Origin of the sequence: Burkholderia sp. AU45251 (assembly GCF_030482905.1) — a bacterium.
Classification (GTDB): Bacteria; Pseudomonadota; Gammaproteobacteria; order Burkholderiales; family Burkholderiaceae; genus Burkholderia; species Burkholderia aenigmatica.
In genome coordinates, this window is record NZ_JAUJQH010000011.1 from 164,905 (window position 1) to 176,424 (window position 11,520).

The 11,520-nt window shown below is 67.6% G+C and carries 9 protein-coding genes; 6 read left to right on the top strand and 3 right to left on the bottom strand.

The window, feature by feature from the left end; all coding sequences use genetic code 11:
• Window positions 1-46: 46 nt before the first annotated feature.
• The gene (smc, locus tag QZM67_RS22110; protein ID WP_175024965.1) at window positions 47-3,559 is read right to left on the bottom strand and encodes a chromosome segregation protein SMC; all 3,513 of its coding nucleotides are present in this window, start codon (window positions 3,557-3,559) and stop codon (window positions 47-49) included.
• Window positions 3,560-3,698: 139 nt separating this feature from the next.
• The gene (locus QZM67_RS22115) at window positions 3,699-4,640 is read right to left on the bottom strand and encodes a DMT family transporter (protein WP_301806733.1); all 942 of its coding nucleotides are present in this window, start codon (window positions 4,638-4,640) and stop codon (window positions 3,699-3,701) included.
• 159 nt (window positions 4,641-4,799) lie between these two features.
• Between QZM67_RS22115 and dapC the strand changes: the two genes are divergently transcribed.
• The 6 genes from dapC to cls all read left to right on the top strand — a co-directional run bounded on the left by dapC (window position 4,800) and on the right by cls (window position 10,966).
• The gene (gene dapC, locus QZM67_RS22120; RefSeq protein ID WP_071334682.1) at window positions 4,800-6,032 is read left to right on the top strand and encodes a succinyldiaminopimelate transaminase; all 1,233 of its coding nucleotides are present in this window, start codon (window positions 4,800-4,802) and stop codon (window positions 6,030-6,032) included.
• Window positions 6,033-6,075: 43 nt separating this feature from the next.
• Window positions 6,076-6,903: a 2,3,4,5-tetrahydropyridine-2,6-dicarboxylate N-succinyltransferase gene (gene dapD, locus QZM67_RS22125; RefSeq protein WP_301806662.1), complete on the top strand. Its 828-nt coding sequence runs from the start codon at window positions 6,076-6,078 to the stop codon at window positions 6,901-6,903.
• A complete protein-coding gene (locus QZM67_RS22130) occupies window positions 6,903-7,268 on the top strand; it encodes an ArsC family reductase (protein ID WP_175024967.1) in 366 nt (121 codons plus the stop codon). The genes dapD and QZM67_RS22130 overlap by 1 nt, the downstream gene beginning before the upstream one ends.
• 90 nt (window positions 7,269-7,358) lie before the next feature.
• A complete protein-coding gene (gene dapE / locus QZM67_RS22135; RefSeq protein WP_175024968.1) occupies window positions 7,359-8,498 on the top strand; it encodes a succinyl-diaminopimelate desuccinylase in 1,140 nt (379 codons plus the stop codon).
• 11 nt (window positions 8,499-8,509) lie between these two features.
• The gene (gene prmB / locus QZM67_RS22140; RefSeq protein ID WP_301806665.1) at window positions 8,510-9,418 is read left to right on the top strand and encodes a 50S ribosomal protein L3 N(5)-glutamine methyltransferase; all 909 of its coding nucleotides are present in this window, start codon (window positions 8,510-8,512) and stop codon (window positions 9,416-9,418) included.
• A 108-nt stretch (window positions 9,419-9,526) separates the two neighbouring features.
• Window positions 9,527-10,966: a cardiolipin synthase gene (gene cls, locus QZM67_RS22145; protein ID WP_301806668.1), complete on the top strand. Its 1,440-nt coding sequence runs from the start codon at window positions 9,527-9,529 to the stop codon at window positions 10,964-10,966.
• Window positions 10,967-11,026: 60 nt separating this feature from the next.
• Here the strand turns inward: cls and QZM67_RS22150 are convergent, their stop codons facing one another.
• Window positions 11,027-11,506 (bottom strand): glutathione peroxidase, encoded by a 480-nt coding sequence (locus QZM67_RS22150; RefSeq protein ID WP_089450845.1) that lies wholly within the window; start codon window positions 11,504-11,506, stop codon window positions 11,027-11,029.
• Window positions 11,507-11,520 lie beyond the last annotated feature (14 nt).

The following is an 11,520-nucleotide window of genomic DNA, read 5'->3' on the forward strand; positions in this document are numbered from 1 at the left end:
ACGGGCGCCCATGCGCCGCGCGAACGCGGTCCGGTTTCGTCAAACGTCAATTCTGGGCAAAACCCGCGGCGGTTTCCATGTCCACCGCGACGATCCGCGACACACCCTGCTCCTGCATCGTCACGCCGATCAGCTGCTGCGCCATTTCCATCGCGATCTTGTTGTGCGAGATGAACAGGAACTGCGTCTTGTCGGACATCGCGCGCACGAGATTCGCGAAACGCTCGGTGTTCGCATCGTCGAGCGGTGCGTCGACCTCGTCCAGCAGACAGAACGGCGCCGGGTTCAGCTGGAACATCGCGAACACCAGCGCGGTCGCGGTCAGCGCCTTCTCGCCGCCCGACAGCAGGTGAATCGTCGCGTTCTTCTTGCCCGGCGGCTGCGCCATCACCTGCACGCCGGCATCGAGGATTTCGTCGCCCGTCATGATCAGCTTCGCCTGGCCGCCGCCGAACAGGCGCGGGAACAGGTCGCTAAAGTGACGGTTGACCTCGTCGAAGGTGCCCTGCAGCAGCGTGCGGGTTTCCTGGTCGATCTTGTGGATCGCGTCCTCGAGCGTCGTGATCGCGTCGATCAGGTCGGCCGACTGCGCGTCGAGGAACACCTTGCGCTCGCTCGCGGCCTTCAGCTCGTCGAGCGCGGCCATGTTCACCGGGCCGAGCGAGTTGATCGCATTGTTCAGGCGCGTGACCTCGCCCTGCAGGTACGACGGCTTCAGATCCGGCGTGAGCTTCGCGGACAGCGCCACCTCGTCGACCTCGGCCGTCACGAGCTGCTCGGCGAACTGCTCGACCGACAGGCGCGCGGCCTGCTCCTTCAACTGCAATTCGGTGATGCGGTCGCGCAGCGGTTGCAGCGAACGCTCGGCGACGAGCCGCTGCTCGTCCGACGCGCGCAGCTTCGCGGTCAGGTCGTCGAGTTCGATCCGCGCGGCCTGCAGCGCCTCTTCCTTCACCGCACGAATCTCGAGCGCGTCCTGCAGGCCCGTGTGCGCGGTCTGCTCGTTGATCGTTTCAAGCTCGGCGCGCGCGTCTTCCAGCGACGCAGCAACACGCTCGCTCTGTTCGTGTGCGACCTGAATGCTGCGCTTGAGCTCGTCGATCCGCGTCACTGCATTGCGTGCGGCGAAGCGCGCGTCGTTCGCGCCGCGCTCCAGGTCGCGCGCTTCCTGGCGCGCCTGCGTCAGCGACTCGTCGAGCGCTTCGAACGCGAGCTGGTTGTCCTCGAAGCGCGCCTGCAGTTCCGCGAGTTCGCCGTCGAAACGCTCGAAATTCGCCTCCGACTCCGCGCGCATCGCGCGCTGCTCTTCGATCTGCGCGCCGATTTCCTCGAGTTCCTCGCGGATCTGCGTGCTGCGCTGCGTGTAACGTTCGTGCGCCTGTGCAAGCTTCAGCACGTCCATCTGCAGCGCGTGCACGCGCTGCGTCGCACGCTCGGCCTGAGCGCGCACGTCGCCGAGCGCCTGGGTGGCCTGCGTGTGCGCGGCTTCCGCGCGCACGGCGGCGGTGCGCGCCTCGTCGGCGAGCAGCGCCTGCGCACGCACCTGGCGCGTCAGGTTTTCGATTTCCTGCTGGCGGGCCAGCATCCCGGCCTGCTCCGAATCGGCCGCATAAAGCTGCACGCCGACACGCGTGACGATATGACCGGCCTTGACGACGAACGCGCCGCCTGCCGGCAGCTGCGTGCGCGTCGCGAGCGCCTGCGCGACGTCGTCGGCGACATACACGTTGCCGAGCCAGTCGTTCAGCACCGCGCGGATGCCCGCATCGTCGATGCGCACGAGCGACAGCACCGGACGCAGCCCGGCCACGGCCGCGGGCGGTTCGCCGGCCACGGGCGGCGCGTAGAACGCGAGCTTCGCGGGCGGTGCGTCGGTGGCAAAAGCCTTCACCCAGTCGAGGTTCGACACTTCGAGCGCGGCAAGGCGCTCGCGCAGCACGGCCTCGAGCGCCGCTTCCCAGCCGGCTTCGACATGCAACTTCTTCCACAGACGCGGCAGCGCGCCGAGCTCGTGCTTGTCGAGCCACGGCTGCACCTTGCCTTCGGTCTGCACGTTTTCCTGCAACTGCTTCAGCGCGGCGAGACGCGCCTCGAGCTGGTGGATCTGCGCGGCTTCGGCCTGCACGCGCTCCTGTGCGGCACGGCGCTCGCCATCGAGGCGCGGCACCGTTTCCTGCGCGTCGGCGAGGCGCGCCTGCGCTTCGGCCAGGATCTCTTCCTGCTCGGCGAGCTGCATGCGCTGCTCTTCGAGCTGGGCCTCGTCCGGCGCGTCGAGCCCGCCCGCTTCGCTCTTCAGGCGCTCATGGCGCTGCTGAAGCTGCTGGAGCTGCTGGTCGGCGTTACGCTGGTGCGCGGCTTCGAGCTTCAGCGACTGTTCGGTCTGCGCGATCCGCGCGCGCTCGTCGTTGAGCTGCGCCTGCGCATCGCGCCATTTGGCTTCGAGCGCCGGCAGCGCGTCGTGCTTCGCGGCTGCGTTGTCTTCGGCGAGCGCGGCCTTCTCGTCGGCCATCGCGCGCGCCTCTTCGGCGTCCTCGAGCTCGTCCTGCGCCTTTTCGGCCTGCGCGCGCCATTGCTCGCGCTGCGCATTCAGCGCGGCGATCTGCGCCTGCACGCGGTTGCGCGATTCGACGATGAACTTGATCTCGGCTTCGAGGCGGCTCACCTCGGCGTTCGCTTCGTAGAGCGAACCCTGCGCGCCCTGCATCGCATCGCTCGCCGAGTAATGCGCCACGCGCAGCGTCTCGAGCTGCGCCTCGACCTCGCGCAACTTCGCGGTCTGCGCCTCGAGGTCGATCTGCGCCTGTTCGATCGCGCGCTGCTGCTTCTGCTGCTCGCCGGCAGCCTCGTTCTTGCGCAGCAGCCACAACAGGCGCTGCTTCTCCTCGCCGTCGGCGACGAGTTCCTTGTACTTGGTCGCAACAACGGCCTGCGCCTCGAGCTTCTCGAGGTTCGCACCGAGTTCGCGGACGATGTCCTCGACGCGCGTCAGGTTCTCGCGCGTGTCGTGCAGGCGGTTCTCGGTCTCGCGGCGGCGTTCCTTGTACTTCGACACGCCCGCGGCTTCCTCGAGGAACACGCGCAGCTCTTCCGGCTTCGCCTCGATGATCCGCGCGATCATGCCCTGCCCGATGATCGCGTACGCACGCGGCCCGAGGCCGGTGCCGAGGAAGATGTCCTGGATGTCGCGGCGGCGCGCCGGCAGGTTGTTGATGTAGTAACTCGACGTGCCGTCGCGCGTGAGCACGCGCTTCACGGCGATCTCGCCGTACTGGCCCCACTGGCCGGCCGCGCGGCCGTCGGAGTTGTCGAAGATCAGTTCGACGCTGGCCCGGCTGCCGGGCTTGCGGGCGGTCGAGCCGTTGAAGATCACGTCCTGCATCGACTCGCCGCGCAGCTCGGACGCGCGCGACTCGCCGAGCACCCAGCGCACGGCGTCGATGATGTTGGACTTGCCGCACCCGTTCGGGCCCACCACGCCGACAAGCTGGCCCGGAACCTGGAAATGCGTGGGATCGACAAAGGATTTGAAGCCAGCGAGTTTGATCGAGCTCAGACGCACGGCGGTATCGGATGTGAAGAAGGTGTGAAACGGACGGAGCCGCACTGCGCGAGGCCGGACGGCCCATGCGCGCGATGCGCCCCGGAATTCAAAAGCGGGGCCGCGCGCATACAGCGTTGGGCCCCGCAAACGGCTTCCATCATACCATCGCGCGTGCACCGTCCCGACCGTCGCCGGGTTTGTCCGGTGCCGGCGCGGCACGATGGACCCGGCTCGACAGCAGCGTCGCCAGCACGATGCACACGCCGCCCGCCCACTCCCGTGCGGTCGGCAGCTCGTTCGCGAACACCCACGCCGACAGCGCGGTGATCACAATCTCGAACAGCATGATGATCGACGCACGGTTGGCCGGCACGCGCGCCAGCCCGTATTGCACGAGCAGGTTGTTGGACGCCATCGTCACGCCGATCGCGACGATGATCAGCGCGGCCGTACCGAGGTGGCCGCCCGCCGGCGCAGCCGGTATCCCCTCGAACAGCGACGCGATCGCGCCGAACACGGCCGCGCCGCCGAACAGCGTCGCAGTGCGCATTTCCGCACGCATCTCCGGCAGCTCGCGGCTCGCCTTGATCACGAGCACGTTGCTCATCGCGAAGCTCAACCCGGCCGCGAGCCCGGCCCATTCGGCCGGGCTGGCCGGCAGCGGCAGGCCGAGCTTCGGCGACCACAGCATCAGCATCGCGCCGCCGATCGAAAGCGCCGCAAGCCCCGCTCCAGCCCAGGTCAGCCGCTCGCGCAGCAGGAAGTGCGCGTAGATCGCGGTCCACGCGGGGGTCAGATAGAACAGCAGCATCACGCGCAGCACCTCGCCGTGGATCGTGCCCCACACGAACCCGAGGTTCGTCACGCCGGCCGTGACCGCGATGCCGGGCAGCACCCAATGCCAGCGCAGCGTCGCGATCGTGTGGTGTCGCGCGACGATCACGAACAGGAAAGCAACAAGGCTCGTCAGCGCGCTCGCCAGCGTGCCCGTCACGCCGAGCGACGCCAGGATCCGCAGCGGATACCAGATCAGGCCCCATACCGACGCGCCGATCAGGATGGCCAGCGTCGGCAGACTGCCGCGTACCGCGTTATTCATTTGGTTCAATACCCTTTATTCAGCCGGCCCGGCCGCCGTTCCGGCAGGCCGTGACTGCATTCCGTCACGCTATAATCGTCCGTTGCGACCCGCGCGCCATCGGCGCCCGTTCGCAGCCGCGCGGCGCGCCCGCCGCTTCTTTCGCTCCAACCGGCCGCGATGGCCGCTTCGCCCGTGAACCCTCGACTCGACTCGCTCCAGCCCTATCCCTTCGAAAAGCTGCGCGCCCTGTTCAAGGACGTGACGCCCTCCGGCGCCCTCAAACCGATCAGCTTCGGCATCGGCGAGCCCAAACATGCGACCCCGGCGCTGATCCGCGACGCCGTGGTGGCCGCGCTCGACGGTCTCGCGTCGTACCCGGCCACCGCCGGCTCGGACGCGCTGCGCACGTCGATCGCGCACTGGCTCGAGCGCCGTTACGGGCTGCCGGCCATCGATCCGGCCACGCAGGTGCTGCCCGTGTCGGGGTCGCGCGAGGCACTGTTCTCGCTCGCGCAGACGGTGATCGACGCGCGCCCGTCCGAACAGGGCGAGAAGGCGATCGTACTCTGTCCGAATCCTTTCTATCAAATTTACGAAGGCGCGGCGCTGCTGGCCGGTGCCGAACCCTATTTCGCGAACAGCGACCCGGCCCGCAACTTCGCGTGCGACTACGCGTCCGTGCCCGACGAAGTCTGGGCGCGCACGCAACTGCTGTACGTGTGCTCGCCGGGCAACCCGACCGGCGCCGTGCTGACGCTCGACGACTGGCGCGAGCTGTTCGCGCTGTCCGACCGCCACGGTTTCGTGATCGCATCCGACGAGTGCTATTCGGAAATCTATTTCGACGAAGCGGCGCCGCCGCTCGGCGGCCTCGAGGCCGCGCACCGGCTGGGCCGCGGCTTCGAGCGGCTCGTGATGCTGTCGAGCCTGTCGAAGCGCTCGAACGTGCCGGGCATGCGCTCGGGCTTCGTCGCGGGCGACGCGGCACTGCTGAAGAAATTCCTGCTGTACCGCACGTATCACGGCGCGGCGCTGTCGCCGGTCTGGCAGCACGCGAGCATCGCCGCGTGGAACGACGAGGCGCACGTGCGCGAGAACCGCGCGCTGTACCTGCAGAAGTTCAATACGGTCACGCCGATGCTCGCCGACGTGATCGACGTGAAACTGCCCGACGCCGCGTTCTACCTGTGGGCCAACGTGTCGCGCACCGGGCTGTCGGACACCGAGTTCGCCCGTCGTCTGTACGCCGACTATAATGTGACGGTTCTGCCCGGCTCGTACCTGGCGCGCGATGCGCACGGTACGAATCCGGGCCGCGATTTCATCCGGATCGCGCTCGTCGCGGGCACCCCCGAATGCGTCGAGGGCGCGCAACGCATCGTCGATTTCTGCCGGTCTCTCGCGCGGTAATCGTCCATCCCGAACATTTCATCCATCTCCTGCGAAAACGAACATGTCGCAACAACTTCAGCAAATCATCGATACCGCCTGGGACAACCGCGCCGAGCTGTCGCCGAAGGCCGCACCGGCCGACGTCCGCGAAGCCGTCGCGCACGCGATCGAGCAGCTCGACAAAGGCGCGCTGCGCGTTGCCGAGAAGATCGACGGCAACTGGACCGTGCACCAGTGGCTGAAGAAGGCCGTGCTGCTGTCGTTCCGCCTGGAGGACAACGCGCCGATGCCTGCCGGCGGCTACTCGCAGTTCTACGACAAGGTGCCGTCGAAGTTCGCGAACTACACCGCTGAAGATTTCGCCGCGGGCGGCTTCCGCGTCGTCCCGCCGGCCATCGCGCGCCGCGGCTCGTTCATCGCGAAGAACGTCGTGCTGATGCCGTCGTACACCAACATCGGCGCGTTCGTCGACGAAGGCACGATGGTCGACACGTGGGCGACGGTCGGTTCGTGCGCGCAAATCGGCAAGAACGTGCACCTGTCGGGCGGCGTCGGCATCGGTGGCGTGCTCGAGCCGCTGCAGGCGAACCCGGTCATCATCGAAGACAACTGCTTCATCGGCGCGCGCTCGGAAGTGGTCGAAGGCGTGATCGTCGAGGAAAACTCGGTGATCTCGATGGGCGTGTACCTCGGCCAGAGCACCAAGATTTACGATCGCGAAACCGGCGAAGTCAGCTACGGCCGCATCCCGGCCGGCTCGGTCGTGGTCGCCGGCAACCTGCCGTCGAAGGACGGCTCGCACAGCCTGTACTGCGCAGTGATCGTCAAGAAGGTCGACGCGAAGACCCGCGCGAAGGTCGGCCTGAACGAGCTGCTGCGAGGCGACTGATGGCGAAGCGTACTGTGGTCGTCTACGGCATTCCGAACTGCGACACCGTGAAGAAAGCCCGCGTGTGGCTCGACGACCACGGCGTCGAATTCGAGTTTCACGACTTCAAGAAGCTCGGTGTCAGCGCACCGCTCGTCGAAGACTGGCTGAAGGACGTGTCGCTCGACGCGCTCGTCAACAAGCGCGGCACGACGTGGCGCGGCCTGGACGACGCGATGAAGGCGGCCGCCGATACGAAGTCCGGCGCGGTCGCGCTGATGATCCACAAGCCGTCGGTCATCAAGCGCCCCGTGCTCGTGGTCAACGGCCGCGTGAAGTCGCTCGGCTTCGCGGCCGATCAATACGCGGCGCTGTTTGCCGCATAGGGCTGCCCGCGCTGCGCCCGTCGGCGCAGCCCGACGTCTTGTCGCTGCCGGCCACCGCGCCGGCATTTTTTATCGAAAGTGGTCCGAACCATGTCCGCCACCCTAGCCCTTACCGAACAGCTGATCGCCCGCGCGTCCGTGACGCCCGACGACCAGCATTGCCAGCAGATCATGACCGAGCGCCTTGCCGCGCTCGGCTTCGAATGCGAGACCATCGCGTCGCACGGCGTAACCAACCTGTGGGCCGTCAAGCGCGGCACCGACGGCCGCGACGGCAAGCTGCTCGCGTTCGCGGGCCACACCGATGTCGTGCCGACCGGCCCGCTCGAGCAGTGGAGCTCGCCGCCGTTCATCCCCGCCCATCGAGACGGCAAGCTGTACGGCCGCGGCGCGGCCGACATGAAGACGTCGCTCGCGGCGTTCGTCGTCGCATCCGAGGAATTCGTCGCGGCCCACCCCGGCCACCGCGGCGCAATCGCGTTCCTGATCACGAGCGACGAGGAAGGCCCCGCCACCGACGGCACCGTGAAGGTCGTCGAGCTGCTCGAAGCGCGCGGCGAACGCATGGACTACTGCATCGTCGGCGAGCCGACGTCGACCGCCGAACTCGGCGACGTCGTCAAGAACGGCCGCCGCGGCTCGATGTCGGGCGAACTGGTCATCAAGGGCGTGCAGGGCCACATCGCGTATCCGCACCTCGCGAAGAACCCGATCCACCTGCTCGCGCCGGCGCTCGCCGAGCTCGCCGCCGAGCAGTGGGACGAAGGCAATGAATACTTCCCGCCGACCACCTGGCAGGTATCGAACCTGCATGCCGGCACCGGCGCGACCAACGTGATTCCCGGCCACGCCGACCTGCAATTCAACTTCCGTTTCTCGACCGCCAGCACGGTCGAGGGTCTGCAGGCACGCGTGCACGCAATCCTCGACAAGCATGGCCTCGAATACACGCTGAAGTGGTCGGTGAGCGGCCTGCCGTTCCTCACGCCGCGCGGCGAGCTGTCGGGCGCGCTGGAAAACGCGATCCGCACCGAGACCGGCATCACCACCGAGCTGTCGACGACGGGCGGCACGTCGGACGGCCGTTTCATCGCGCGCATCTGCCCGCAGGTGATCGAGTTCGGTCCGCCGAACGGCAGCATCCACAAGATCGACGAGCACATCGAAGTGCGCTTCGTCGACCCGCTGAAGAACGTGTACCGCCGCGTGCTCGAACAACTGATCGCCTGATGGAGCCTCGCATGACGACACCTTTTGTAACTGTTCGCGATCTGCTGCGCTACGCGGTCACGCGCTTCTCGAAGGCAAAGCTCGCGTTCGGCCACGGCTCCGACAATGCGTACGACGAAGCGGCCTACCTCGTGCTGCGCACGCTCGACCTGCCGCTCGACACGCTCGAGCCGTTCCTCGATGCTCGGCTGCTGCCCGACGAAATCGCGGCCGTGCTCGCGGTGATCGAACGGCGTGCGGCCGACCGCGTGCCGGCCGCGTACCTCACGCATGAAGCGTGGATGCACGGCCACCGCTTCTACGTCGACGAGCGCGTGATCGTGCCGCGCTCGTTCATCGGCGAACTGCTCGACGACGGGCTGCAGCCGTACGTCGCCGATCCCGAGCAGGTCGGCGCGGTGCTCGAGCTGTGCACGGGCTCCGGTTGCCTCGCGATCCTCGCGGCGAGCGCGTTCCCGAACGCCGAGATCGACGCAGTCGACCTGTCCGACAAGGCGCTCGAAGTCGCGGAGATCAACGTGCGCGACTACGGCCTCGAAGACCGCATCGGGTTGCACCACGGCGACCTCTACGCGCCGCTGCCCGCGTTCCGCACCGACCCGGGCTCGCGCTACGACGTGATCCTGACGAACCCGCCGTACGTGAATGCGTCGTCGATGGCCGCGCTGCCGCCCGAATACCGGCACGAGCCGGAGATGGCGCTCGCGGGCGGCGACGACGGGATGGACATCGTGCGACGCATCGTCGCCGAAGCCCATCGCTGGCTGCACGACGACGGCGTGCTCGTCGTCGAGATCGGCAACGAGCGCGAAAACGTCGAAGCCGCGTTCGGCGGCCTCGAGCTCACCTGGCTGCCCACCAGCGCGGGCGACGACGCCGTCTTCCTGATCCAGGCGTCGGACCTGCCCCGCAAGGCCTGAGCCGTTTCGGCTCGCCCACCGTGCGGTGCACCGTTGCGCCGCACGGTTGGGTAAGATGCGCGTAGGCGGCCGCCCGGCCGCGCGACCTCAGGAGTCCGTCACGCGCCCATGACCCTCGACTGGCTACATCTCGGCACCCTGATCCTGACCATCCACGTGCTCGGGATCGTCGCGGCGTGCCACGCGATCATGAACACGCGCACGTCGCAAGGCGCGATCGCGTGGGCCGTCTCGCTCGCGGCCATGCCGTACCTGACGCTCATTCCGTACCTGTTCCTCGGCCGCAGCAAGTTCTCCGGCTACGTCGACGCGCGGCGCCACGAGCTGGAAATGTTGCGCATGCACACACCGCGCTCGCCCTGGCTCAGCAGCGACGCGACCGATGGGCCGGCCGCCGACGCAATCGGCCAGGCGGCGGTGCTCGCGCTCACGCGGCTCGGCGGCATGCCGTTCCTCGGCGGCAATTCGGTGCGCACGCTCGTAAACGGCGACGCGACGTTCTCGGCGATCCTGGCGGCCATCGACGCCGCGCGCGACTACGTGGTGGTGCAGTTCTTCATCGTGCGCGACGATGCGCTCGGCCGGATGCTGCGCGACTCGCTGCTCGCGCGCGCGGCAGCCGGCGTGCGCTGCTGCCTGCTGTACGACAGCATCGGCAGCTTCGACCTGCCGCACAGCTACGTCGACGCGTTGCGCCGGGGCGGCGTCGAGGTTCATCCGTTCGCGACCAACCGGAAGTTCGTGAACCGCTTCCAGCTCAACTTCCGCAACCACCGCAAGATCGTCGTCGTCGACGGCAATCGCGCGTTCGTCGGCGGCCACAACGTCGGCGTCGAATATCTCGGCGCGAAGCCGCGCCTGTCGCCGTGGCGCGACACGCACATCGAGATCCGCGGCCCGGTGGTCGCGAGCATCCAGTACGTGTTCGCCGAAGACTGGCACTGGGCGACGCAGAAGCTGCCGCCGCTCGCCCTGCCGCCGCCCGCGCAGCCCGGTGACAACATGCATTGCCTCGCGGTGCCGATGGGGCCGGCCGACAAGCAGGAGACGGGCTCGCTGTTCTTCGTCGAGGCGATCAACGCCGCGCGCGAGCGGGTCTGGATCACCACGCCGTACCTCGTCCCCGACGAAGCCGTGATCTCGGCGCTGAAGCTCGCCGTGATGCGCGGCGTCGACGTGCGCATCCTGATCCCGAGCCGGCGCGATCACTATGTGGTATTCGAAGCGTCGAAGCTGTACGCGCGCGACCTGGTCGATGCGGGCGTCAAGGTGTTCCGCTACCGGCCCGGCTTCCTGCACCAGAAGGTCGTGCTGATCGACCGCATCGCGGCGGCGATCGGCAGCGCGAATCTCGACAACCGCTCGTTCCGCCTCAATTTCGAGATCATGGTGCTGACCGTCGACCGCACGTTCGCCGACGAAGTCGAGGCGATGCTCGATGCCGATTTCGCGCAGGCGTACGAGGTTGATGCGACCGAATACCGCCAATCGCCCGCGTGGCGGCGCATCGCGATGCATGTCGCGCGGCTGTTCGCACCGATCCTGTAACGGCCGGGACAACGGCGCCCGTGCGATCCGCACCGGCGCCGCGAACGCCGCCAGCCGCCGTCACAGCAGCTTGTCGATATCCGCGGCGATTTCGTCGGGCTTGGTCGACGGCGCATAGCGCTTGACGATGCGCCCTTCGCGATCGATCAGGAATTTCGTGAAATTCCACTTGATCGCCTTGAGGCCGAGAATGCCGGGCGCCTCGTCGGTCAGGTAGCGGTACAGCGGATGCGCATGGTCGCCCTTCACGTCAATCTTCGCGAACATCGGGAACGTGACGCCGTAATTGCGCTCGCAGAACGCGCCGATCTGCGTGGCGTCGCCGGGCTCCTGCTTGCCGAACTGGTTGCACGGGAAGCCGAGCACATAGAAGCCGCGCGCCGCGTACTGGTCGTACAGCTTCTGCAGGCCCGCGTACTGCGGCGTGAAACCACACTCGCTCGCGGTGTTGACGATCAGCAGCACCTTGCCGCGATACGCATCGAGCGAGGCCGGCGCGCCGGCAAGCGTCTCTGCGCTGAACGAATACAGGGTGGACATCGGGCACTCCTTTT